Origin of the sequence: Actinosynnema sp. NPDC002837, assembly GCF_040295345.1 — a bacterium.
Taxonomy (GTDB): domain Bacteria; phylum Actinomycetota; class Actinomycetes; order Mycobacteriales; family Pseudonocardiaceae; genus Actinosynnema.
This window is the reverse complement of record NZ_JBEOVG010000048.1, coordinates 35544-60276: the sequence shown is the minus strand read 5'-3', so window position 1 is coordinate 60276 and position 24733 is coordinate 35544. Positions and strand designations below refer to the sequence as shown.

The following is a 24733-nucleotide window of genomic DNA, read 5'->3' as shown; positions in this document are numbered from 1 at the left end:
TGTTCCGCCTCCCGGAACAGGGGGTCTTCGCGCTTTCCCTCCCCAGGGAAGCCGTGGCTACGGAGCCTGGCGGAAGCCCGCCTTCTCCGCGTCCGTCGTGGTGCGGAACCAGACGTCCGCGCGCGTCTCGCGGAAGTTCGCCGACTCGTTGGTGAAGTACCGGCGGCCGGTCAGGGTCGCCTTGACCTGGAACTCCGGCGCGGGGGCCAGGCCGTCGGACTTCGGCAGCACGGAGCCGGGGCCGAACGGCGAGCGCGGGTTGAAGCCCTCCTGCTGGCCCTGGAAGCGGGTGCTGCCGGCCGCGGGCTGCCGACCGCCGGTGCTCGGGCTGAACCCGACCGGGCGCGGGCGCACCGGGCGCGGTGGCGGCGGCGTGATCGGCTTCGGCGCGAGCGGCGCGGGCGAGGGCGTGCGCGGGGCGCCGGCGGGACGGGTGGGCCGCTGCGGCAGGCCGGTCGGGTTCATCGGCAGCGGGTTGCCGGCCAGCAGCTCGGGCGAGAGCGTCGGCACGAACGGCTGGTCGTTGCCGGACGACGCGGGCGCCGGGCGTGGCTGCTCGGGCTCCGGCTCCTCGCCGTCGTCCGCCAGCGGCTCGAACAGGCTGCGCGGCCGTGCCGGCTCGTCCTTCTTCGGCTCCGGCTTCGGCGCGGGCTTCTCGGCCGACCGGGTGGGCAGGGGCTGCTCGGCGGGCGGCGGGACGAACGTCGGCTCGAACGCCGGCGGCTCCGCCACCTCGGGCTCGGCGGCCGGTGCGGCGGTCGGCCGGGGCGTGGCGGCTTGGGGCGCGGCGGCGGGCTCGGGGGCGCGCGGCGGCTCGGCGACCTCGGGCTCCGGCTCCACCGGCGCGGAGTCGGCCACGGCGCGGATGACGTCGGTCTGCGGGCCTTCTTCTTCGCGGACGTCGTCGGCCGGGCGCGCGACGGGCTCGGCGAGGCGGGGGTCGACCGGGCGCACCTCGGTCAGGGCCTCGGTCGGCCGCGCGTCGGTCCGCGACAGCTGGTTCAGGAACGCCTCGTCGCTGGACGTCGGGCTCGTGGCCTGCTCGGACAGCTCACCACGCGCCGACTCGACGTCCACCGGCGCGAAGTGGCCGGTGAGGTCGTGCTCGGGCCACACCTGCGGCTCGGGCTCCTCGGTCCGCCGCTGCTCGCCGTCCACCTCGGCGATGGCCTGCGCCAGCGCGGTGGCCGGGATGAGCGCCGTCTCCTCGGCAGCGCCGGGCCTGGGCTCCGGCTCGTCCTCCTCCTCGTGGCCGGCGGTGTCCACGTCCTCGTCGTAGACCTCGCGGACGGGCTCCTCGCGCCACACCTCGCGCGGCTGGAAGACCTCGACCTCCGGCGGCGCGGTCGGCTCGTCCTGCCGGGGCGCGACCTCGGCGACCGGCGCGGCGGGCACCGCCGGCATCAGGTGCGTCGTCTCGGCGGGCAGCTCGGGCTCGTCGTCGGGCGCGTAGGACCGCGGCCGGGGCTCCAGCGCCTCCCGGTCGTCCTCGCCCGGCGTCAGCCGCTCGAACAGGCTGCGGGGCGGCTCGGCGTCGTGCTCGGGGAAGTCGTGCTGCTCCTCGAAGTCGGACAACGGCCGGTGCTCGTCGTCCAGCTCCTCCAGCAGCGAGTCGCGCTGGTCGAGCTTCAGGTTCGTCACGTCGTAGCGGGCCGGCTCGGGCGGCGCGTCGAACCGGGCGTGCTCGGCGGCGGGCTCGTACCGCGGCGCGGCCGGGGTCAGCACGTCGTCGGCCAGCGACCGGGACGCCTCGACGTGCCAGTTGTCGAACTCGTCACCCGCGTCGGCCCTCGGCGCGACCGAGCTGCCCGAGGTCGAGCCGGTGGCGGGGCGGGGCGACGTGAGGAGGCGTTCCTCCAGGTCTTCCAGCTCCCGCTTCGCCGGACGCACCAGGACCAGCCAGGTGAGTGCGACGCCTGCCACGAAGGACAGCAGGCTCCACAGCCACACCTGCCCGAAGAGCGAACTCACGGGAGACCCTCCCACTGCTGCTTGTCACACACCCCGACACGCTCCGCTTCCAAGCCTTCACCCGGAAGGGGAAGCGGTGCAAAACTACCCTGACCGCCGGGTCCGGCGCGTGGGGCCGGCCGGACCTGTGGTCAGGTATCGATAGTAGGCCACCTGGAGCAACTGACCAGCCAAAACGGCCGCGTACAGTAGTCCGGGTGCCGCCGTTGACCTCTGCCTCCACTGCCACGACGGATGTCGACCGCACGAGCCGTGGGATGGCGTTCGGCGTCGGCGCGTACCTCCTCTGGGGCATCGTGCCCGCGTACTGGCCGCTGCTGCAGCCGGCCGGTTCCGTGGAGATCCTGGCACACCGCATCGCGTGGTCGCTGGTCGTGATGGTGGTCATCACCGCCGTGCTCGGCCGTTGGGCGGGCATCCGGAGGCTGTCGGCGCGCGGCTGGGCGATGGTGGCCGCGGCGTCCGTGCTCATCGCGGTCAACTGGGGCGTCTACATCCACGCGGTCAACACCTCGCACGTCGTCGAGGCCGCGCTCGGCTACTTCATCAACCCGCTGGTGAGCGTGCTGCTCGGGGTGTTCGTCCTGCGCGAACGGCTGCGCCTGCCGCAGTACGCCGCGCTGGCCATCGCGGTGGCCGCGGTCGTCGTGCTGGCGGTGGACTACGGCAGGCTGCCGTGGATCTCGCTGGTGCTGGCCTGCTCGTTCGGCGTCTACGGGCTGCTGAAGAAGACGGTGCCGCTGGACGCGACGGCCAGCCTGACCGCGGAGAGCATCGTGCTCGCGCCGATCGCGGTCGGGTACCTGGTCTGGCTGGGCCCGGCAGGGACCTTCCACTCGGGCGGGTGGGGTCACGCGCTGTGGCTGGTCTCGGCCGGGCTGGTCACGGCCGTCCCGCTGATCCTGTTCGGCGCGGGCGCCCGGCTCGTGCCGCTGGTGACCATGGGGATGCTGCAGTACCTGGCGCCCGTGCTCCAGTTCGCGTGGGGCGTGTTCGTGATGCACGAGCCGATGCCGGCGTCGCGCTGGTTCGGGTTCGCCCTGGTCTGGGTGGCCCTGGCCATCTTCACCGCGGACACCGTCCGCACCCGCCGCCGCCTCCCCCTCCCCGACCTGACCTGATCTGACCCGCGTTCCGGAAGTAGGGCACGCGGGTCAGTGGGAGCGGGTGACGACGTACTCGCTCACGGATTCGAGGGCGTCACGGGCCGTGCCGGCGGGCAGGACGCCCAGGGTGGCGCGGGCGCGGGCGGCGTAGTCGTCCAGGGTCTGGCGGGCCCGCTGGAGGCCCGTGGAGGCGCGGAGGAGGGTCAGGGCCTCGTCCACCTCGGCGTCGTCGGTGATGGGGCCGGCCAGGAGCTTCGCCAGGCGTGAGTCCGGCTCGTCCTGCAGGGCGTAGAGCATGGGGAGGGTCTTGACGCCCTCGCGCAGGTCGGTGCCGGGCGTCTTGCCCGATTCCTCCGACGGTGAGGCGATGTCGATGACGTCGTCGGAGATCTGGAACGCCGCCCCGATCACGTCGCCGTACGACTGCAGCGCCTCGACCTGCTCCGGCGTGACGTCGGAGAACATCGCGCCGAACCGCGCCGCCGTGGCGATCAGCGAACCGGTCTTCTCCGCGATCGTGGTCAGGTAGTGCGCGACCGGGTCCTCACCGGCCCGCGGGCCCATCGTCTCGCGCATCTGGCCGGTCACCAGCTCGGAGAACGTCTCCGCGATGATCCGCGCCGCACCCGTGCCCAGGTCCGCGACCAGCGCCGACGCGTGCGCGAACAGGTAGTCGCCGGTCAGGATCGCGATGCTGTTGTCCCACTTCGCGTTGGCCGACTCCGCGCCGCGGCGCATGGTGGCCTCGTCCATCACGTCGTCGTGGTACAGGGTGGCGAGGTGGGTCAGCTCGACCACCGCCGCCGCCTTGATCACGCTCTCCCGGTCCCACGTGCCGCCGAACTGGGCGGACAGGATGGTGAACAGCGGGCGGATGCGCTTGCCGCCCGCGGACACCAGGTGCAAGGACGTCTCCATCACCGGGTGGAACTCGCTCTGCACGACCTTGTGCAAGAGCTCTTCCACCTCGGCCAGCCCGTCCTGAACCACCTCCGCGAGCACGGGGTCCGCAAACCGGAACCCCGTCCCCGCCCGCTCGCTACTGGTCACGGCTACAGAGCCTACGTACCACTAGAAGATGAACGTGCCGGCACCCGCCCAATCGAGCGCGAACGACGGGAAGACGCCGAGCACGAGCGTGATCGCCGCACCCAGGGTGATGGCCACCGTGGTGAACGCGCCGGGCACGCTCACCGTCGGGCCGTCCGCCGCGGGCTCGCTGAAGTACATCAGCACGATCACCCGCAGGTAGAAGAACGCCGCCACCGCCGAGGCCACCAGGGCGATCACGACCAGCGGCACCATCTCGGCCTCGACGGCCGCCGCGAACACCACGAACTTGCCGACGAACCCGCTGGTCAGCGGCAGGCCGGCCAACGCGAGCAGCAGGAACGTGAACACGCCCGCCACCACCGGCGACCGCTTGGCCAGACCCGCCCACTGGGACAGGTGGGTGGCCTCGCCGTCGCCGTTGCGCACCAGGCTGACGATGCCGAACGCGGCGATCGTGGTGAAGCCGTAGGCCATCAGGTAGAACATCGTGCCGGACAGGCCCTGGTCGTTCAGCGAGATCGCGCCGATCAGCAGGAAGCCCGCGTGCGCCACCGAGGAGTACGCGATCATCCGCTTCACGTCGGTCTGGGTCAGGCCGAGGACCGCGCCGATCACCATGGACGCGATGGCCACGCCCCACAGCACGCCGTTCCACTCCCAGCTCGACCGCTCGAACGCGCCGTAGAGCACGCGCAGGATGCCGCCGAACGCGGCGACCTTCGTGCACGCCGCCATGAACGCCGTCACCGGCGTGGGCGAGCCCTGGTAGACGTCCGGCGTCCAGGCGTGGAACGGGCCGACGGAGGCCTTGAACAGCAGGCCCACGATGAGCAGGCCGAAGCCCGCGTAGAGCAGCGTGTCGGACCGGTCGGTGGCCGTGGTGGCGGTCGCGATGTCGGACAGCTTCACGGAGCCCGCGAAGCCGTACAGCAGGGCCACGCCGTACAGGAAGAACGCCGACGCGAACGCGCCGAGCAGGAAGTACTTCACCGCGGCCTCCTGCGACAGCAGGCGGCGACGGCGGGCCAGGCCGCACATCAGGTACAGCGGCAGCGACAGCACTTCCAGCGCGATGAACATGGTGAGCAGGTCGTTCGCCGCGACGAAGGTCATCATCCCGCCGAGCGCGAACAGCGTCAGCGGGAAGACCTCGGTCTGCATCTCCCGGCGGCGCAGCTGCTCGCGCACGCCGACCGGCGCGCCGGGCAGGATCGAGGCGTCCGCGACGAACGCGCCGCCCGGCTCGACCGACCGGTCCGCGATGAGCAGCACCGCGCCGAGGCCCAGGAGCAGCAGCGTGCCCCACAGGAAGATCACCGGGCGGTCGACCGCGATCGTGCCCGACAGCGTCAGTTTGCCCTGCTCGAGGGTGCTCTCCGCGGACGCGTACCAGGCCAGCCCGGCGCCCGCCGCGGCGAGCGTGAGCAGGGTCAGCACGACCTGCGCCGCCCACCGCTGCGCCTTGGGCAGGAACGCCTCGAACAGCACGCTGAGGCAGGCCGCGCCGAGCACGATCAGCAACGGTGCGACGGCCCCGTAGTCGATCTCCGGGGCTTGCAGCCGCTCCACTTGCGAGAGGAACGTCGTCACGTCACTTGCCTTCCTGCGCGACCGGGTCGGCCACCCCGACCTCGCTGAGCGTCGCCCCGACGGACGGGGTGATCACGTCCAACACCGGCTTCGGGTAGAAGCCGAGCACCAGGATCAGTGCCACCAGCGGCGCGAGCACGGCCAGTTCGCGCTTGTTCAGGTCCGGCACGGCGGCCTTCTCCGGGTCGACCGCCGCACCGGGGCCGCCGACCAGGTTGAGCATCGCGGTGCCGCGCACGGGGCCCTGGAAGACCCGCTGGTACAGCCACAGGACGTACAGCGCGGCCAGGACCATGCCGACGGCGGCCAGGATCGTGTAGACCGGCTCGTTCGGGTAGGAGCCGATGAGCACCAGGAACTCGCTCACGAACGAGTTGGTGCCCGGCAGCGCCAGCGACGACAGGCCGGCCACGAAGAACAGCCCGCCGAGCACCGGGGTCAGCTTGGCCATGCCGCCGTAGTCCTCGATCAGGCGCGAACCGCCGCGGGCCATCACCATGCCGACGACCAGGAACAACATGCCGGTCGAGATGCCGTGGTTGACCATGTAGAGCACCGCGCCCGCGCCGGCCTGCGAGCTGAACGCGAAGATGCCCAGCGCGATGAAGCCGAAGTGCGCGATCGAGGTGTAGGCCACGAACCGCTTCATGTCGGACTGGCCCACGGCGAGCAGCGAGCCGTACAGGATGCCGACCACGGCCAGGACCAGCACGACCGGCGCGAGCTCCTTGCTGGCCGCCGGGAACAGCGGCAGGCAGTAGCGCAGGAAGCCGAACGTGCCGATCTTGTCCAGGATGCCGACCAGCAGCACGCCCGCGCCGACCGGCGCTTCCGCACCGGCGTCGGGCAGCCAGGTGTGCAGCGGCACCAGCGGCGCCTTGATCGCGAACGCGACGAAGAAGCCGAGGAACAGCCAGATCTGGGTGGACAGCGGCAGGTCGCGGGTGACCGTGACCAGCGTGGCCCAGTCGAACGTGCCCTGGCCGATCTTGTCCGCGCTGACCACGTACAGGCCGATCACCGAGGCCAGCATGATCAGGCCGCCGAGCAGCGAGTACAGGAAGAACTTCATCGCCGCGTACTGCCGGTTCGGCCCGCCGAAGCGGCCGATCAGGAAGTACATCGGGACGAGCACGGCCTCGAAGAACACGTAGAACACGAACACGTCGGTGGCCGCGAAGACACCGACCATGCCGGTCTGCATGGCCAGCAGCAGCGCGAAGAACCCGCCCGCGCTGCGGCCCTCGGGCAGCTTGTCCGCCCACGAGCCGCCGATGACGACCGGCACCAGGAACGCGATCAGCGCGATCATCACCAGCGCGATGCCGTCCACGCCGAACGACAGGTGCACGCCGAAGGCCGGGATCCACTCGGCCGAGCTGGTCAGCTGCAGCCGGTCGCCGCCCGGGTCGAACGCCGTCCACGCCAGCACCGCCAGGCCCAGCTCCACCAGCGAGAACGCCAGCGCGACCGACTTGGCCAACCGGTCGTTGCCCCGCAGGAACGCCACCACCAGGCTGCCGACGAGCGGCAGCAGGAGCAGCGCGATCAGCGTCCAGCTCACGAGAACCTCACCATCAGCAGCGCGCCCAGGACGAAGACCGCACCCAGGAGCATGGAGAGCGCGTACGAGCGCACGAACCCGGTCTGCAGCCTGCGCAGCCGGCCCGAGCTACCGCCCAGCAGCGCCGCCGACCCGTTGACCAGGCCGTCGACGCCCTTGTTGTCCACGAACACCAGCGCGCGGGTGAGCCAGGTGCCCGGCCGCGCGAACAGCGCCTCGTTCAGCGCGTTGCCGTACAGGTCGGCACGCGCGGCGCGGACCGGGAACGACACCCGCGCCGGCCGTTCCACCGGCTGCTCCCCGCGCAGGAAGAGCAGGAAGCCGAGCGCGGCGCCGAGCGCCGACAGGGCCAGCACCAGGATGTTCACCACGCCGTGGTCCAGCACGCCGTGCTGCTCCTGCAGCTCGCCCAGCGACGGCGTGAGCCAGCCCGCCAGGTTGTGGCCGGAGGAGAAGAACCAGCCCGCGCCGACCGAGCCGACCGCCAGCACGATCATCGGCAGCGTCATGCTGACCGGCGACTCGTGCGGGTGGTACTCGCGGCCGTCCGCGGAGCGCAGCTCGGTGTAGCGGGGCTTGCCCAGGAACACCAGGACGAACAGGCGGGTCATGTAGAACGCGGTCAGGCCCGCGCCCAGGGCGGCCACGCCGCCGAAGACCCAGCCGCGCCACCCCTCCATGCTGAACGCCGCCGCGATGATGGCGTCCTTGGAGAAGTAGCCGGACAGGAACGGGAAGCCGATGAGGGCCAGGTAGCCGAGCGTCCAGGTGACGAAGGTGATCGGCATCTTCTTCATCAGCCCGCCCATGCGGCGGATGTTGCCCTCGTCGTTCATGCCGTGCATGACCGAACCGGCGCCGAGGAACAGCCCGGCCTTGAAGAAGCCGTGCGTGAGCAGGTGCATGATGCCCAGCGCGTAGCCGATGGGGCCCAGGCCGACGGCCAGGATCATGTAGCCGATCTGGCTGACCGTCGAGTAGGCCAGCACCTTCTTGAAGTCGTCGTACGCGCAGCCGATGATGCAACCGATCAGCAGCGTGACGCCGCCGATGATCATCACGACCAGGCGGCCGTCGGCCGACAGGTTGTAGATCGGGTTGGAGCGGGCGATCAGGTACACGCCCGCGGTGACCATCGTGGCCGCGTGGATGAGGGCGGAGACCGGCGTCGGGCCCGCCATCGCGTCCGGCAACCACGCCTGGAGCGGGAACTGGCCCGACTTGCCGCACGCGCCGAGCAGCAGCAGCAACGTGATCGCCAGCACCTCGGCCGAGGAGAACTCGCCGACGCGGGCGAACACCTCGGTGTACTGGGTCGTGCCCAGGGTCTTGAACATGAGGAAGATGGCGATCGCCAGCCCCAGGTCGCCGACCCGGTTCATCAGGAACGCCTTCTTCGCGGCCGACGCCGCCTCCGGCTTGTGCTGGTACCAGCCGATGAGCAGGTACGACGCGAGGCCGACGCCCTCCCAGCCGAAGTACAGCGTCACGAAGCCGTTGCCGAGCACCAGCAGCAGCATCGCGGCGACGAAGAGGTTCAGGTAGCCGAAGAACTTCCGCCGCCCGGCCTCGTGCGCCATGTAGCCGATCGAGTAGATGTGGATCAGCGACCCGACACCGGTGATCAGCAGCACGAACGTCAGCGACAGCGGGTCGAGGCGCAGGCCGAACTCCACGTTCAGCGCTTCGACCGGGATCCAGTCGAACAGGTGCACCTCGGTGGTGCGCGCGTCCGGCGACAGCGCGACCGTGTCGAAGAACAGCGCGACCCCGTACGCGAACGCGGCGATCACGGTGGCGCAGCCCAGCAGGTGACCCCACTTGTCGGTGCGCTTGCCACCCACGAGCAACACGAGCGCGCCGAAGGCCGGCAGGGCTAGCAACAACCAGGCGAGACTGCCGATCCCGCTGGCGGCAACAGGTTCCGTCACCGTGGACCTCTCAGTACTTCAGCAGGTTGGAATCGTCGACCGAGGCCGAGCGACGCGTCTTGAAGATCGCCATGATGATCGTCAGACCGACCACGACCTCGGCCGCCGCGACGACCATCACGAAGAACGCCATCACCTGGCCGTCCAGCCCGCCGTTGATCCGGGCGAACGTGACCAGGCTGAGGTTCACCGCGTTGAGCATCAGCTCGACGCACATGAACACCACGATGGCGTTGCGCCGCACCAGAACGCCGACCGCGCCGAGGCTGAACAGCAGCGCGGACAGCAGCAGGTAGTACGTAGGGGTCACGACGACTCTCCCTTGAGCGCGTGCGCGTCGGGCTCGTGCCCGCTGCCGGACACCTCCGCGACGTCGTCCTCGAGAGTTTCCTTGGCGGTCGTCTCGATCAGCTCGGACAGGGACTCGGCGGCGACCGAGCCGTCCGGCAGCAGGGCGGGCGTGGCCACCGAGTTGGCGGTGGCGAACACGCCGGGGCCGGGCAGCGAGCCGGGGCGGTCGCCGCGGAAGCGCTCCTCGACCAGCTGCTTCTGGGTCTTCTTGGCGTCCTTGCCGGTGCGCGAGGTGAACGCGAGCACCATCGCGCCGACCGCCGCGGTGATCAGCAGCGCCGACGTCAGCTCGAACGGGAACAGGTAGTCGGTGAACAGCGCCTCGCCGATGTTGGCGACGTTCCCGCCGTTCCGCGTGTTCTGCGCGGCCAGGCCGACCGGCTCGACGTCGGTCAGCGCGCGGGCGACCGAGGCGACCACGATGCCGGCGAAGCCGACGCCGATGACCGCCGCGGCGAGCCGTTGGCCGCGCAGCACCTCGACCACCGAGTCGGAGCTGTCCCGGCCGACGAGCATCAGCACGAACAAGAACAGCATCATGATCGCGCCGGTGTAGACGATGATCTGCACGAAGCCGAGGAACGGCGCCTGCTGGACCATGTAGAGCACACCGAGGCTGAGCATGGTGAGCACGAGCCACAGCGCCGAGTGCACCGCGTTGCGCGCGAAGAGCATGCCCAGCGCGCCGGCGAGGGCGAGCGGGCCGAGGATCCAGAACGCGACCGCCTCGCCGGTGGTGACGGTGTCGACCACCCGCTGGACCTCGTCGGGCTGCTGGAGCAGGAACGAGAGGCTCACCTGCCCGCCTCCTCGGGCCCGGTCTCCACGATCGCGCCGGCGGGCACGCCCGCCTCGCGGGCCAGCTTGGGCCCGTTCACGTAGTAGTCCTGCTCGTTCTCGCCCAGCCGCATGGGGTGCGGCGGCTGCTCCATGCCGGACAGCAGGGGCGCGAGCAGGTCCTCCTTGGTGAAGATCAGCTTCTGCCGGTTGTCGTCGGCCAGCTCGTACTCGTTCGTCATGGTCAGCGAGCGGGTCGGGCACGCCTCGATGCACAGGCCGCAGCCGATGCACCGCAGGTAGTTGATCTGGTAGTCCTTGCCGTAGCGCTCACCGGGCGAGTAGCGCTCGTCCTCGATGTTGTCGCCGCCCTCGACGAAGATCGCGTCCGCCGGGCACGCCCACGCGCACAGCTCGCAGCCGACGCACTTCTCCAGCCCGTCCGGGTGCCGGTTGAGCTGGTGGCGGCCGTGGAACCGCGGCGCGGTGACCTTCTTGACCTCGGGGTACTCCTCGGTGACGACCTTCTTGAACATCGTGCCGAAGGTGACGCCGAAGCCCTTGACGGGATCAAACACGCCCATCGCTGGCCTCCTTGTGTGAAGCTGCGGGTACCGCGGCCGGTTCCTGCGTCTGGTTCTCGGCGCCGGGCAGCTCGGCCACCCGCACCTGCCTGCGCGGCGGCGGCTTGGGGACCTTCAGGTCCAGCGGCGGCACCGGGTAGCCGCCACCGGTGACCGGCACGGCGTCGGGGTCGTGCGGTTCCCGCTTGTCCGGCAGCAGGAACGCGATCAGCAGCACCACCGCGAGGAACCCGCCGATCACGATCAGCGCTGTGCTGGTGTCCAGGCCGCTGTTGGCCTCCCACTCCTGGCGCAGGTAGCGGGCGACCGCCACCGCGACGAACCAGACCAGCGCGATCGGGACCAGGAACTTCCAGCCCAGCCGCATGAACTGGTCGTAGCGCAGGCGGGGCAGCGTGCCGCGCAGCCAGATGAACAGGAACAGGAAGCCGAGCGTCTTGACCACGAACCAGAGCAGGCCGAACCAGCCGCTGTTGAGGACGTGGTCGTCGCCGACGAACGGGAACCGCCAGCCGCCCAGGAACAGGGTGGTGGCCAGCGCCGAGACGGTGACCATGTTGACGTACTCGGCGAGGAAGAACAGCGCGAACTTCAGCGAGCTGTACTCGGTGTGGAAGCCGCCGACCAGCTCCGACTCGGCCTCGGGGAGGTCGAACGGCGCGCGGTTGGTCTCGCCGACCATCGAGCAGACGTAGATGAGGAAGCTGACCGGCAGCAGGTAGAAGTACCAGCCGCCGCTCTGCGCGTCGACGATGTCGGCGGTGGACAGCGAGTGCGAGTGCATGACGACCGCGATGATCGACAGGCCCATCGCGATCTCGTAGGAGATCACCTGCGCGGCCGAGCGCAGCGCGCCCAGCAGCGGGTACGGCGAGCCGGACGCCCAGCCCGACAGCACGATGCCGTAGACGCCGAGCGAGGAGCAGGCCAGCACGACCAGCACGCCGACCGGCAGGTCGACCAGCTGCAGCGCGGTGCGCTCGCCGAAGATCGAGACCTCGCCGCCGAGCGGGATCACCGAGAAGGCGACGAACGCGGGGATCGTGGAGATCACCGGCGCCAGGAAGAACACCCACTTGTCCGCCAGGACCGGGCGGATGTCCTCCTTGAACGCGAGCTTCAGGCCGTCGGCGAGCGACTGGAGCCAGCCGCCGGGGCCGACCCGGTTCGGTCCGGGACGCTGCTGCATCCGGGCCACGACCTTGCGCTCCCAGTTGATCATGAACAGGGTCATGACCACGAGGAACGCGAAGATGCCGACGACCTTGACGACGATCAGCCAGAGCGGATCGTCGGCCAGGAGTTCAGCGCTGCTCATGCCTTGCCTCCAGCGGGCGACGTGATCTGCTCAGCGGAGCCCGTGACGTGCGGGGAGACGGCCACCACGGACCCGTGGCCGGCGACGAGGTTGCGCCGCACGGTGACCGCGCCGGAGTTGCCGGGCAGCCACACGACGCCGTCGGGCAGGTCGGCCGCCTCGACCGGCAGCACCACCTCGCCCCGATCGGTGGCGACCGTGATCTCGCCACCGGGTTCGACACCGAGGTGCGCGGCGGTGGCGGCGGACAGCTTGGCCACCACCGGGCGCGCGGTGCCCGCCAGGTTCGGCTCGTCGTCCTGCAACGAGCCGTTGTCCAGCAGCCTGCGCCAGGTCGCGAGCACGGCCTGGCCGGCCTTGGGCTGCGACAGCAGCGGCGCGGGCACGGTCGGCGCGGGCACGGTCGGCGCGGACGCCGTCACCGCGGCGGAACCCAGTCGCGCCAGGTCGGCCGCCGCGGCGGCCGGGGTCTGGGTGAACAGGTCCGCGTCCATCTCCACGGCGAGCGTGTCGAGCACCCGGCCGTCCGACAGCGCGCCGGTGCCCTCGATCGTGGTGCCGAAGGGGCGCGGGCGGCCTTCCCAGTTCAAGTAGCTGCCCGCCTTCTCCACCGCGGGCGCGACCGGGAGCACCACGTCGGCGTGCGCGGTGACCGCGCTGTGCCGCAGCTCCAGGCTGACCACGAAACCGGTGAAGTCCAGCGCGCGCTCGGCCAGCGCCGGGTCCGGCAGGTCGAACGGGTCGACACCGCCGACGACCAGCGCGTCCAGCCCACCGCTCGCGGCGGCGGTCAGGATGCCCGTGGTGTCGCGGCCCGCCTCGGCGGGCAGCGCGCCGGGCTCCAGGCCCCACGCCTGCTCGACCTCGGCCCGCGCGGCCGCGTCGCCCACCAGGCGACCGCCCGGCAGCAACGTCGGCAGCAGGCCTGCCTCCAGCGCGCCGCGCTCACCGGCGCGCCGCGGGATCCAGGCGACGTTCGCGCCGGTCCGCTCGGCCAACGCGGCGACCGCGGAGAACAGGCCAGGCACCTCGGCGGCGCGTTCGCCGACCAGGATCACCGAACCCGGCTTCGCCAGCTCCTCGACCACGTCGGCGGCGTGCTCGGGCAGCGCGTTCACCGCGGCGGGCTCGCCGCCGGGCACGCACGCGAGCAGCACGCCGTTCGTCTTCTCCACCGCGGGCGTCGTGAACTGGCCCAGGTGGTAGACCTTCGTCCGGTTCTTGCGGGCCGCCTTGCGCAGCCGCAGGAACACGATCGGCGACTCCTCCTCCGGCTCGAACGCGACCAGCAGCGCGGCCGGCGCGGACTCGATGCCCGCGTAGGTGACGCCGCCGTTGTCGGGGTTCCGGCCGAGGACCGCGCCGGTCAGGAACTCCAGCTCCTCGGCCGAGTGGGCGCGGGCGCGGAAGTCGACGTCGTTGGTGCGCAGCGCGATCCGGGCGAACTTCGAGTACGCGTAGGCGTCCTCGACGGTGAGGCGACCGCCGGCGAGCACGCCGACGCCCTTGCCGTCACGCGCCTTCGCCAGGCCCTCGGCGGCGTGCTGCAGCGCCTCGGTCCAGGACGACTCGCGCAGCTCGCCGCTGGCCTTGTCGCGCACCAGCGGGCGGCGGATCCGGTCACCGGCCGTCGCGTAGGTGAACGCGAAGCGGCCCTTGTCGCAGGTCCACTCCTCGTTGACCTCGGGCGCGTCGCCCGCCAGCCGCCGCTGCACCTTGCCGCGCCGCCAGTCGGTGCGCGTCGAGCAGCCCGAGGAGCAGTGCTCGCACACGCCGGGCGTGGACATCAGGTCGAACGGCCGGGCGCGGAACCGGTACGCGGCGCTGGTCAGGGCGCCGACCGGGCAGATCTGGATGGTGTTGCCGGAGAAGTACGACTGGAACGGCTTCTCCGGCGCGACACCGATCTGCTGCTGCGAGCCGCGCTCCAGCAGCTCGATGAACGGGTCGCCGGCGATCTGCGCGGAGAACCGCGTGCAGCGCTGGCACAGCACGCACCGCTCGCGGTCCAGCAGGACCTGCGTCGAGATCGGGATCGGCTTCGGGAACGTCCGCTTGTGCTCGTGGAACCGCGAGTCCGAGCGGCCGTGCGCCAGCGCCTGGTTCTGCAGCGGGCACTCGCCGCCCTTGTCGCAGATCGGGCAGTCCAGCGGGTGGTTGATGAGCAGCAGCTCCATCACGCCCTGCTGCGCCTTGTCCGCCACCGGCGAGGTCAGCTGGGTCTTGACCACCATGCCGTCGGCGACCGTCATGGTGCAGGAGGCCTGCGGCTTCGGCATCGGCCGGCCGCCCATCTCCACCTCGACCAGGCACTGCCGGCAGGCGCCCGCGGGCTCCAGCAGCGGGTGGTCGCAGAACCTCGGGATCACGGTGCCGAGCCGCTCCGCGGTGCGGATGAGCAGCTCGCCCTTGGGCGCGACGACCTCGACGCCGTCGATGACGAGCTTCACGTGGCCCTCGGGGACCACGAGCTCCGTGCTCTTCTCGGGTGCGGTTGCCTCGATGGTCATGCGCTTGCTCCCGCCAGGGCTGCTGCCTGATCCTTCTCGGGTGAGTTCTGGTCGCACAAGGCCAGGAACTCGTGCTTGAAGTACTTGATGCCGCTGGTGATGGGGCTGACCGCGCCGTCGCCGAGGGCGCAGAACGAGCGGCCCAGGATGTTGTCGCAGACGTCCAGCAGCGTGTCGATGTCACTGGCCGTGCCCTCGCCGCGCACCATCCGCTGGAGGATCTGCACGAGCCAGTAGGTGCCCTCGCGGCACGGCGTGCACTTGCCGCACGACTCGTGCTTGTAGAACTCGGTCCACTTCATGACCGCCCACGGCACGGACACCGTCTCGTTGAAGATCTGCAACGCGGTGGTGCCCAGCATCGAACCGGCCTCGGCCGCGCCCTCGAAGTCCAGCGGCACGTCCAGGTGCTCGGCGGTGAACAGCGGGGTGGACGAGCCGCCCGGCGTCCAGAACTTCAGCGGGATGCCGTCCTTCATGCCGCCCGCCAGGTCGAGCAGCTCGCGCAGCGTGACGCCCATCGGGGCCTCGTACTGGCCGGGGCGCTCCACGTGGCCGGACAGCGAGAAGATCTTCGGGCCCGGCGACCGCTCGCGGCCCATGGTGCGGAACCAGTCCGCGCCGCCGTTGACGATGTAGGGCACGCTGGCGATCGTCTCGACGTTGTTCACCACGGTCGGCGAGGCGTACAGGCCCGCGGTCGCCGGGAACGGCGGCTTGAGCCGGGGCTGGCCGCGCTTGCCCTCCAGCGAGTCCAGCAGCGCCGTCTCCTCGCCGCAGATGTAGGCGCCCGCGCCCGCGTGCACGACCACGTCGAGGTCGAAGCCCGAGCCGAGGATGTCCTTGCCCAGGTAGCCCGCCTCGTACGCCTCGCGCACGGCCGCGTGCAGCCGGCGGATCACGTGCAGCACCTCGCCGCGCACGTAGATCGCGGCGAAGTTCGCCCGGATCGCGTACGAGGTGATGATGATGCCCTCGATCAGCGAGTGCGGGTCCGCCATCATCAGCGGGATGTCCTTGCAGGTGCCCGGCTCGCCCTCGTCGGCGTTGATGACGAGGTAGTGCGGCTTGCCGTCGTTCTGCGGGATGAAGCCCCACTTCATGCCGGTGGGGAAACCCGCGCCGCCGCGACCGCGCAGCCCGGAGTCCTTGCACTGCTGGATCAGCTGGTCCGGGTGGGCCTTGAGCGCCTTGCGCAGCGCCGTGTACCCCTCCAGCTGCTCGTAGGTCTTCAGCGTCCACGAGCGCGGCGACAGCCAGCGCTTCGTCAGGACGGGAGTCAGGTTGTCGACCACGTCAGCTCCCCTACCTACTTCTTCTCCGGCAGCGGCGGGAACTCCGCGTTGTCCGGCATGGCCGGCGCGGTCCAGCCGCGTTCCGCGGCGATCTTGGCCCCGCGCACCGTCTCCGGTGCGGCCGACGGGCCGTCCAGGTCCGCGTCACGACCCTCGAAGAACCCGGCCAGCTGCAACTCGGCCTGGCGGAAGTCGGTCAGCGGCGCGCCCCGCGTCGGGTGGGGCTTGTCCCCCGCCTGCAGGGATTTCACCAGCTCCAGCGCGCCCTCGGGCGTCTGGTTGTCGAAGTACTCGTAGTTGACCTGGAGCACCGGGCCGAGGTCGCAGGCCGCCAGGCACTCGGCGTGCTCCAGCGTGATCGAGCCCGGCGTGCCCGGCTCGCCCGCGGTCTCCTCGTGGCCGACGTCCAGGTGGTCCTTGAGCTTGGCGTAGATGGCGTCACCGCCGAGCGCGGCGCACAGCGTGTTCGTGCAGACGCTCACCAGGTGCTCGCCGCACGGGCGGCGCTTGTACATGGTGTAGAACGTCGCGACCGCGCTGACCTCGGCGTTGGTCAGGTCGAGCTGGCCGGCGCAGAACGTGATGCCCGCCTGGCTGACGTACCCCTCGACCGACTGCACCAGGTGCAGCATCGGCAGCAGCGCCGACCGCGCCTGCGGGTAGCGCGCGATGATCGCCTGCGCCTTGTCCACGATGGACTGGTCGAACAGGTCGGTGGGTTCCTGCGTCTGCGTCATCGGTCACAACCACCCATCACCGGGTCGATAGAGGCCACCGAGGCGATGACGTCGGCGACCATGCCGCCCTCGCACATCGCGGGCATCGACTGGAGGTTCACGAAGCTGGGTTCGCGCACGTGCACGCGCATCGGCCGGGTGCCGCCGTCGGAGACGACGTGGTAGCCGAGCTCGCCGCGCGGCGACTCGATCGGCACGTACACCTGGCCCGCCGGCACCGCGAAGCCCTCGGTCACCAGCTTGAAGTGGTGGATCAGGGACTCCATGGACTGGCCCATGATCTTGCGGACGTGCTCGAGCGAGTTGCCCATGCCGTCCGCGCCGATGGTCAGCTGCGCGGGCCACGCGACCTTGGCGTCGGCCACCATGACCGGGCCGGGCGTCAGGTTGTCGACGGCCTGCCGGACGATCTTGAGCGACTGGTGGATCTCCTCCAGCCGCAGCAGGTAGCGGGCGTAGGAGTCGGCGGCGTTGGACGTGGGCACGTCGAACTCGTAGTTCTCGTAGCCGCAGTAGGGGTCGACCTTGCGCAGGTCCCACGGCAGGCCCGCGGAGCGCAGGATCGGCCCGGTGATGCCCAGCGCGAGGCACGCGTCCACCGGCAGGTAGCCGACGCCCGCGAGGCGGTTGCGCCAGATCGGCTGGCCCGACAGCAGCTTGTCGTAGTCCGGCAGCCGGGAGTCCATCACCTTGATGAAGTCCTTGATCTTCTGCTCGGCGCCGTCCGGCAGGTCCTGCGCCAAGCCGCCGGGCCTGATGAACGCGTGGTTCATCCGCAGACCGGTGAGGAACTCCAGCAGGTGCAGGACCTCTTCGCGCTCGCGGAAGCCCGCGGTCATGCCGGTCAGCGCGCCGAGCTCCATGCCGCCGGTGGCCAGCGCCACCAGGTGCGAGCTGATCCGGTTGAGCTCCATGAGCAGCACGCGGATCGTCTGCGCCCGCTGCGGGACGGTGATGCCGAGCAGCTTCTCGACCGACATGCAGTACGCGGCCTCGTTGTGCAGCGGGGCCAGGTAGTCCATGCGCGTCACGAACGTGACGCCCTGGGTCCAGTTGCGGTACTCGACGTTCTTCTCGATGCCGGTGTGCAGGTAGCCGATGACGCTGCGGGCCTGGGTGACGGTCTCGCCCTCCAGCTCCAGCACCAGGCGCAGCACGCCGTGCGTGGAGGGGTGCTGCGGGCCCAGGTTCATGACGATGCGCTCGTCACCCGCGGCCTCGGCCAGCACCTCGTCCCAGTCGCCGCCGGTCACCGTGTAGACGGTGCCCTCGGTCGTCTGGCGCGAGCCGGCGTACGCGTCGGTGTCCGGCGTGGTGCGGCCGGCGTCGTGGGCTTCGCTGTCACGGCCCGCGGCACTGGTGTCGGTGCCGGTGGTCACGTCGGAAAGTCGCTCGGTCATGAGTAGGACCGCCTCTGGTCTGGCGGGGGGATCTCCGCGCCCTTGTACTCCACCGGGATGCCGCCGAGCGGGTAGTCCTTGCGCTGCGGGTGGCCGTCCCAGTCGTCCGGCATGAGGATCCGGGTCAGCCCCGGGTGGCCGTCGTAGACGATGCCGAACATGTCCCAGGCCTCGCGCTCCTGCCAGTCCGCGGTCGGGTAGACCGAGACCACGCTGGGGATGTGCGCGTCGTCCACGTCGACCGCGACCTCCAGCCGGATGCGCCGGCGGTAGGTCATCGACGTCAGGTGGTAGACCGAGTGCAGCCGCTGCGGCGCGTCGGCGCCGTAGTCCACACCGGACACCGAGCTGCACAGCTCGAACCGCAGCGCCGGGTCGTCGCGCAGGATGCGCGCCACGTCCACGAGGTTCTCGCGGCGCAGGAAGAAGGTGATCTCGCCGCGGTCGACGGTGATCTGCTGGACCGTGTCGGCGGGCAGGCCCTTCTCCCGGATCGCGGCCAGCAGCTCGTCGGCGACCTCGTCGAACCAGCCGCCGTAGGGCCGCTCGGACGGCGCGGCGACGTGGGCGGGCAGCCGCAGGCCGCCGAAGCCGGAGGTGTCGCCGGTGCCGGAGATGCCGAACATGCCCTGGCGCGCCTTGCCCGCGACCATGCCGCCGCGCGCGAGGTGCTCCTCGTGCTGGGCCTCGTTCATGCTCGCGGAGCTGAGCGCCTCGGGGTTGCCCTCGGTCTGCGGGGTGCCCGCGCCGGGGGCCTTCTCGACGTCTTTGCCCTGCTCAGCGCCGGTTCCGCCTGGGCTGCTGTCGTTTGCCATGCCGCTCACTTCTTCGCAAAGCGCTCGGAGGACGGGATCATGGCCGTCTGGTGGCCGGACTCGGCCAGCAGCGCGGCGCGGTTCGCCCCGAGCGGTTCGTCCATGATCTTCGCGTGGATCTTGAGGATCGCGTCGATCAGCATCTCCGGCCGCGGCGGGCAGCCGGGCAGGTACATGTCGACCGGCACGACGTGGTCCACGCCCTGCACGACCGCGTAGTTGTTGAACATGCCGCCGCTGGAGGCGCACACGCCCATGGCGAGCACCCAGCGCGGCTCCGGCATCTGGTCGTAGATCTGCCGCAGCACCGGCGCCATCTTGTTGGTCACCCGGCCCGCGACGATCATCAGGTCGGCCTGGCGCGGCGAGGCGCGGAAGACCTCCATGCCGAACCGCGCGAGGTCGTAGCGCGGGCCGCCGGTGGTCATCATCTCGATCGCACAGCACGCCAGGCCGAACGTGGCGGGCCACAGCGAGGACTTGCGGGTCCAGTTGACCAGCTTCTCCACGCTGGCGAGCAGGATGCCGTTCGGGAGCTTCTCTTCGAGACCCACTGGTTTCCCCCTCAGTTCCAGTCGAGGCCGCCGCGACGCCACACGTAGGCGTACGCGAAGCCGACCGTCGCGACGAACAGGGCGATCTCCACCAGGCCGAACAGGCCGAGCCGGTCCGCGGAGACCGCGAAGGGGTAGAGGAACACCATTTCGATGTCGAACAGGATGAACAGCATCGCCGTGAGGTAGTAGGCGACCGGCATGCGGCCACCGCCCACCACGGGTTGCGGCGACGGCTCGATGCCGCACTCGTAGGCGTCGAGCTTCGCGCGGTTGTAGCGGCGGGGACCGATGTACGGCGCGGCCGTCACCGAGAACAGCGCGAAGGCCCCGGCGAGGACGAACATCAATACGAGGGGGAGGTAAGGGTCCAGCACTCTCCGTCGTCCTTTCCTCGCGTCGCGGTGGTGGTGCACCGCCGACCGTTGCGCACCCTAAAGGGTGTTCTTGCGGCCTCCGGAGGTTAGGCGTGCCTAACAATCCGCAGGTCGCTTGTGAAACACTTCACAAGGCATCTCAGCCGGTTGTGAACTGATTCACAAGACCTGAGGGTCAGTGTAGAACGTCACACAGAGGCGTGACGGGCACCCCCGTCATAGGCACTGACCTGCACTTTCACGGTGCAGATCAACAGTTGGCTGACCCGTCGGTGAACGGGAGCACACCGAAAACGAAACAGCGCCGACTCTCAAGTCGGCGCTGCGTCGGTTAGCGGAGGCCCGTTAGGCCGTTGGGGCGAGTTTCGTGGCCGCGGTGATGATGCGGTCGAACGAGTCGCCGTCCTTGGGGTCGTAAAGGCCCGCGAGCAGCTTCAGGACCAGCTTCATCAGGGTCTTGCGCGGCAGCCCGTACTTGGTGGCGGTGCGCATGACCGTGGGGTTGCCGATGAGCTTGCTGAAGACGTTGCCGAGCCGGTAGTAGCTGCCCAGGGCCTGTTCGATGCGCACGGGGTAGCCGTGCAGCGCGCGTTCGCGGCTCGCGCCCTGGCGGGCCAGGCCCTGCACCGCGGTCTCGGCCGCGATCCGGGCCGACTCCATGGCGTAGCCGATGCCCTCGCCGTTGAACGGGTTGACCATGCCGCCCGCGTCGCCGACGAGCAGCAGGCCGTCGCGGTAGTGGGGCTTGCGGTTCAGCCCCATCGGCAGGGCCGCGCCGCCGATCTTGCCGGTGGCGTTCTCCTCGCGGAAACCCCACTCCTCGGGGGTGCCGTCGAGCCAGCTCTTGAGCAGCGCGCGGTAGTCCGTGGTGCCGTAGGCCTTGGAGGTGCTGAGGATGCCGAGGCCGACGTTCACGGTGCCGTCGCCCATGCCGAAGATCCAGCCGTAGCCGGGCAGCAGGACGTCGTTGGCGCGGTCCCACAGCTCCAGGTGCGACTCCAGGTAGTCGTCCTTGGTGCGGGGGCTGGCGTAGTAGCGGCGGACCGCGACGCCCATCGGCTTGGCGTCGTCCTTCTGGATGCCGACGCTGAGGGCGAGGCGGGCGCTGACGCCGTCGCAGGCCAGGACGATGGGCGCCCTGTAGGTGACGGGGGTCTTGTCCGGGCCCTGCTTGGCCTCGACGCCGACGACCCGGCCGTTCTCGACCACCGCGCCGGTGACGGTGGTCTGCTGGTGCATGCGGGCGCCCGCGGCGACGGCGGTGTTCGCCAGCATCTCGTCGAAGTCCTGCCTCGGGCGGACCAGGCCGTAGGGCGGGAACGTGGCCAGCTCGGGCCAGTCCAGCTCCAGCGTGACGCCGCCGCCGACCACGCGCAGGCCGCGGTTGTGCAGCCAGCCGGCTTCCTCGCGGGTGTCGATGCCCAGGTCGATCAGCTGCTTGACCCCGCGCGGGGTCAGGCCGTCACCGCACACCTTCTCGCGCGGGAAGGTGCTCTTCTCCAGCAGCACCACGTCCAGGCCCGCGCGTGCCAGGTAGGTGGCCGCGGTGGAGCCCGCGGGCCCCGCGCCGACCACGATCACCTCGGCGTCCTCGCCTGCCTTGCGGCGGCTGGGAGTCGTCATCCCCGCTCCTTGTGCCCGTGTTCACAAAGTCCAGGGCGAGTCTACTTGCGCGTTGCTGAGGCTTTGCGCGCTCGAGGGCTACGAGGCCTGGGGCGGTGCGGGCTTCGTGCCGCGGTGCAGCGCGACCATGCCGCCGGTGAGGTTCATCCAGGCGACGTCCTCCCAGCCGGCGCGGGCCACGATCTCGCCGAGCGCGCGCTGGTCGGGCCACGTGCGCATGGATTCGGCGAGGTACTTGTAGGCCTCCGGGTTGGAGGAGACGAACCGGGCGATGAGCGGCAGGATCCGCAGCAGGTGGCGCATGTAGACGAAGCGGAACGGGCGGAACGTCGGCGTGGAGACCTCGCACACCACGAGCCGTCCGCCGGGCTTGACGACGCGGGCCATCTCGCGCAGCGCGGCCTCGGTGTCGTTGAAGTTGCGCAGGCCGAAGGACACCGTGACGGCGTCGAAGGCGTTGTCCGCGAAAGGCAGGCGCAGGGCGTCGGCAGCCACCTTCGGCACCGGCCGGTGCGCGCCGCCCAGCAGCATCCCCAGCGAGAAGTCGGCCGCCACGCACCACGCGCCCGAGGCCGCGTACTCCACCGTGGAGACGGCCGTGCCCGCCGCCAGGTCCAGCACCTTCTCGCCGGGCTTGGCGTCCAGGACCCGCCTGCTCCACTCCCGCCAGCGCCGGTCGAACCCCAGGGTCATGACCGAGTTCGTGCGGTCGTAGCCCTTGGCCACGCCGTCGAACATCTTCGCGACCTCGCGGGGGTTCTTGTCCAGACCTGCACGCGCCATGCCGGAAGCCTAGGTGACGCCCTCAACCCCGCCACCCGAACCCTGAGCCCCGGCCCGGCCGACCCTCAGCCCCGCGTGTCCCCCTCCGGAACGCGCGTGTCCTGGAGGTCGGACACGCGGGGGCAGGTGGCGCGGAGGGCGGTCAGCATGCCGGTGACGGCGGCTTGCCAGGGGTACTCCTCGGCGCGGGCACGGGCGGCGGAACGGCGGGTCGGCTCGGGGTGGTCCAGCAGGCTGGTCACGGCGCCGGCGAACGCCGGGGCGTGGTCGGGCACGGCGGCGCCGCAGGACGGGCGGACGATCTCGCGCAATGCCGAGGACGCCGAGACGACCACCGGGGTGCCGGAGGCCAGCGCTTCCAGGGCGGCCAGGCCGAACGTCTCGTGCGGGCCCGGCGCCAGGGAGACGTCGGCGGTGGCGAGGAGGTCGGCGACGTCCGTGCGCCGGCCGACGAACCCCAGGAAGGTGACCGGCAGACCGGCGGCACGGCGTTCCAACGCCTCCCGGCGCGGACCGTCGCCGGCGATGACCAGCCGCACGTCGTGCCCGGCCGCGTGCAGCTCCGCCGCCGTGTCGACGCTGCGCTCGACGTGCTTCTCCGCCGACAACCGCCCGCAGTGCACGAGCAGCGCGTCGGCGCCCCGCGCCAGCTCCGCCCGCAACGACCGGTCGTGCCGGGTCGGCGTGAACGTCCGCAGGTCGACGCCCAGCGGCACGCGGGCCACGTTGCGCGCACCGATCCGGTCGAACTCCTCCCGCGCGAACTCCGTCGTGCACACCACCGTGTCGTAGGACGCCGCCATCCGCGCGTTGGCCCGGTCCGCAACCCGCCGCGCCAACGGCGTGGGCAGCAGGAACTGCTCCAGCAGCCGGTCCAGCCGCTCGTGCGAGATCACCACGCTCGGCACGCCGCGCGCCGCCGCCCACCGGCCCATGCCGCGCAGCGTGAGCCGGTCCGACACCTCCAGCCGGTCGGGCGACAGGTGGTCGAGCAACGCCCGCACGCGCCACGGGTCCACCGCCCGGTACCCGCCGGTGCCGGGGATGCGCGGCGCGGGCAACGTCACCCGCCGGACGCCCGGCGACAGCTCCTCGTCGGCGTGCGCGGCGCCCGGGACGACCAACGTGACCTGGTGCCCGTTCGCCGCGTAACCGTCGCCGAGGTGGTGCAGCGCCGTGCGCAGGCCGCCGGAGCGCGGACCGTAGAAGTTGGCCAGCTGGACGATCCTCATGCGTGCCCGACCTTCATGCCTGCCCGATGTTCATGCCTGCCCGATCCTCATGCTGCACGGCGTTCCGGCAGGTCCAGCACGGCCGCGTAGTGGCCCAGCAGCTCGTCGCACACGGCCGACCAAGTGCGCCCGCGCACCCAGCGCCGGGCCGCCTGCCCGAACCGGCGGCGGCGCAGCGGGTCGCCCAGCTCCACCACGGCCCGCCTGAGCTGCCCGTCGTCGGCGAACAGGTAGCCGGTGCCGGGTTGCACCAGGTCACGCGGCCCGCCGGCGTCCGGCGCGACCACCGGCACACCGCTGGCCAACGCCTCCTGCACGGCCTGGCAGAACGTCTCGTGCGGGCCCGTGTGCACGAACACGTCCAAGCTCGCGTACGCCGTGGCCAGGTCCGCGCCGCTCTTGAACCCGAGGAACGCCGCGCCGGGCAGGTCGTGCCGCAACTGCGCCTGCTCCGGCCCCTCACCCACCACCACCAGCCGCACGCCGGGCAGGTCGGCGAGCGCCGCGAGCCGGTCCACCCGCTTCTCCGGCGACAGCCGGCCGACGTACCCGACGAGCAGCTCGCCGTTCGGCGCCAACGAGGCGCGCAACGCGTCGTCCCGCCGGGACGGGTGGAACAGCTCGACGTCCACGCCACGTCCCCACCTGTGCACGCGCGGCACGCCGTGCTCCTGGAGCGCGTCGACGGCCCAGGTCGACGGCGCGAGCGTGCGGTCGGCCTGCGCGTGCAGCCGGCGCGTCCACCGCCAGGCGGCACGGGCGGTGAGGCCGAGGCCGTAGTGGCCGGCGAACCCGGCGATGTCGGTCTGGTAGACCGCGACGGTCGGGATGCCGAGCCTGCGTGCGGCGGACAGGCCGCGGGCGCCCATCACGAACGGGCTCGCCAGGTGCACGACGTCCGGCCGGAAGTCGGCCAGCGCGGTCAGCACCTTGCGCGTCGGCACCCCGACGGGCAGCGAGCTGAACCTCGGCAGGTCCACCGCCGGGACGCGCACGACCGGCGTGCCGAGGTGGTGGTCGGCACCCGCGCCGGGAGCCACCACCAACGCCTGGTGACCGCGCGCCCGGAGGTGTTCCAGGACCCGCAGCACCGAGTTGGTGACCCCGTTGACCTGGGGCAGGAAGCTCTCGGTGACGATCGCTACGCGCACGCCGATCACCA

At 71.1% G+C, this 24733-nt stretch carries 21 protein-coding genes; 1 reads left to right on the top strand and 20 read right to left on the bottom strand.

What is annotated here, in order from left to right; translation table 11 throughout:
• Positions 1-57: 57 nt before the first annotated feature.
• Positions 58-1971: a sunset domain-containing protein gene (locus ABTZ99_RS27965; protein WP_499615261.1), complete on the bottom strand. Its 1914-nt coding sequence runs from the start codon at positions 1969-1971 to the stop codon at positions 58-60.
• Between the two features lie 257 nt (positions 1972-2228).
• Between ABTZ99_RS27965 and rarD the strand changes: the two genes are divergently transcribed.
• Entirely contained in the window at positions 2229-3092 is an 864-nt protein-coding gene (rarD, locus tag ABTZ99_RS27960) for an EamA family transporter RarD (protein ID WP_498776437.1), read from the top strand.
• A gap of 33 nt (positions 3093-3125) precedes the next feature.
• On the opposite strand, the gene ABTZ99_RS27955 is transcribed toward rarD, so the two are convergent.
• The 19 genes from ABTZ99_RS27955 to ABTZ99_RS27865 form a co-directional block, all read right to left on the bottom strand.
• The gene (locus tag ABTZ99_RS27955; RefSeq protein WP_498776435.1) at positions 3126-4127 is read right to left on the bottom strand and encodes a polyprenyl synthetase family protein; all 1002 of its coding nucleotides are present in this window, start codon (positions 4125-4127) and stop codon (positions 3126-3128) included.
• A gap of 21 nt (positions 4128-4148) precedes the next feature.
• Positions 4149-5720 (bottom strand): NADH-quinone oxidoreductase subunit NuoN, encoded by a 1572-nt coding sequence (gene nuoN / locus ABTZ99_RS27950; RefSeq protein WP_498776433.1) that lies wholly within the window; start codon positions 5718-5720, stop codon positions 4149-4151.
• Between the two features lies 1 nt (position 5721).
• The gene (locus tag ABTZ99_RS27945) at positions 5722-7284 is read right to left on the bottom strand and encodes an NADH-quinone oxidoreductase subunit M (RefSeq protein WP_498776431.1); all 1563 of its coding nucleotides are present in this window, start codon (positions 7282-7284) and stop codon (positions 5722-5724) included.
• Complete coding sequence (gene nuoL, locus ABTZ99_RS27940) at positions 7281-9215, bottom strand: NADH-quinone oxidoreductase subunit L (RefSeq protein ID WP_498776429.1); 1935 nt, start codon at positions 9213-9215, stop codon at positions 7281-7283. The genes ABTZ99_RS27945 and nuoL overlap by 4 nt, the downstream gene beginning before the upstream one ends.
• A 10-nt stretch (positions 9216-9225) precedes the next feature.
• The gene (nuoK, locus tag ABTZ99_RS27935; RefSeq protein WP_053715303.1) at positions 9226-9525 is read right to left on the bottom strand and encodes an NADH-quinone oxidoreductase subunit NuoK; all 300 of its coding nucleotides are present in this window, start codon (positions 9523-9525) and stop codon (positions 9226-9228) included.
• On the bottom strand, positions 9522-10364 hold the full coding sequence (locus ABTZ99_RS27930) for an NADH-quinone oxidoreductase subunit J (RefSeq protein WP_498776427.1): 843 nt from the start codon (positions 10362-10364) through the stop codon (positions 9522-9524). The genes nuoK and ABTZ99_RS27930 overlap by 4 nt, the downstream gene beginning before the upstream one ends.
• A complete protein-coding gene (gene nuoI, locus ABTZ99_RS27925) occupies positions 10361-10927 on the bottom strand; it encodes an NADH-quinone oxidoreductase subunit NuoI (RefSeq protein WP_499615255.1) in 567 nt (188 codons plus the stop codon). The genes ABTZ99_RS27930 and nuoI overlap by 4 nt, the downstream gene beginning before the upstream one ends.
• Positions 10914-12245: an NADH-quinone oxidoreductase subunit NuoH gene (gene nuoH / locus ABTZ99_RS27920; RefSeq protein WP_498776423.1), complete on the bottom strand. Its 1332-nt coding sequence runs from the start codon at positions 12243-12245 to the stop codon at positions 10914-10916. The genes nuoI and nuoH overlap by 14 nt, the downstream gene beginning before the upstream one ends.
• The gene (locus ABTZ99_RS27915) at positions 12242-14755 is read right to left on the bottom strand and encodes an NADH-quinone oxidoreductase subunit G (protein ID WP_499615251.1); all 2514 of its coding nucleotides are present in this window, start codon (positions 14753-14755) and stop codon (positions 12242-12244) included. The genes nuoH and ABTZ99_RS27915 overlap by 4 nt, the downstream gene beginning before the upstream one ends.
• The gene (nuoF, locus tag ABTZ99_RS27910) at positions 14752-16050 is read right to left on the bottom strand and encodes an NADH-quinone oxidoreductase subunit NuoF (RefSeq protein WP_498776419.1); all 1299 of its coding nucleotides are present in this window, start codon (positions 16048-16050) and stop codon (positions 14752-14754) included. The genes ABTZ99_RS27915 and nuoF overlap by 4 nt, the downstream gene beginning before the upstream one ends.
• 14 nt (positions 16051-16064) lie before the next feature.
• Complete coding sequence (gene nuoE / locus ABTZ99_RS27905; protein ID WP_499615247.1) at positions 16065-16787, bottom strand: NADH-quinone oxidoreductase subunit NuoE; 723 nt, start codon at positions 16785-16787, stop codon at positions 16065-16067.
• A complete protein-coding gene (locus tag ABTZ99_RS27900; RefSeq protein ID WP_498776415.1) occupies positions 16784-18187 on the bottom strand; it encodes an NADH-quinone oxidoreductase subunit D in 1404 nt (467 codons plus the stop codon). Before ABTZ99_RS27900 ends, nuoE begins: the two co-directional genes overlap by 4 nt.
• Positions 18184-18882 carry an NADH-quinone oxidoreductase subunit C gene (locus tag ABTZ99_RS27895; protein WP_498776596.1) on the bottom strand — a complete coding sequence of 233 codons (699 nt, stop codon included), beginning with the start codon at positions 18880-18882 and terminating at the stop codon, positions 18184-18186. Before ABTZ99_RS27895 ends, ABTZ99_RS27900 begins: the two co-directional genes overlap by 4 nt.
• A 125-nt stretch (positions 18883-19007) precedes the next feature.
• A complete protein-coding gene (locus ABTZ99_RS27890; protein WP_498776413.1) occupies positions 19008-19556 on the bottom strand; it encodes a NuoB/complex I 20 kDa subunit family protein in 549 nt (182 codons plus the stop codon).
• 11 nt (positions 19557-19567) lie between these two features.
• On the bottom strand, positions 19568-19933 hold the full coding sequence (locus ABTZ99_RS27885) for an NADH-quinone oxidoreductase subunit A (protein ID WP_053715312.1): 366 nt from the start codon (positions 19931-19933) through the stop codon (positions 19568-19570).
• A gap of 345 nt (positions 19934-20278) precedes the next feature.
• Positions 20279-21556, bottom strand: coding sequence for a geranylgeranyl reductase family protein (locus ABTZ99_RS27880; protein WP_499615243.1), 1278 nt, complete (start codon positions 21554-21556; stop codon positions 20279-20281).
• Positions 21557-21634: 78 nt separating this feature from the next.
• Positions 21635-22339: a demethylmenaquinone methyltransferase gene (locus tag ABTZ99_RS27875; protein ID WP_499615240.1), complete on the bottom strand. Its 705-nt coding sequence runs from the start codon at positions 22337-22339 to the stop codon at positions 21635-21637.
• A 65-nt stretch (positions 22340-22404) separates the two neighbouring features.
• Entirely contained in the window at positions 22405-23571 is a 1167-nt protein-coding gene (locus tag ABTZ99_RS27870; protein ID WP_499615237.1) for a glycosyltransferase family 4 protein, read from the bottom strand.
• A 47-nt stretch (positions 23572-23618) separates the two neighbouring features.
• A complete protein-coding gene (locus ABTZ99_RS27865) occupies positions 23619-24722 on the bottom strand; it encodes a glycosyltransferase family 4 protein (protein ID WP_499615234.1) in 1104 nt (367 codons plus the stop codon).
• Between the last annotated feature and the right edge of the window lie 11 nt (positions 24723-24733).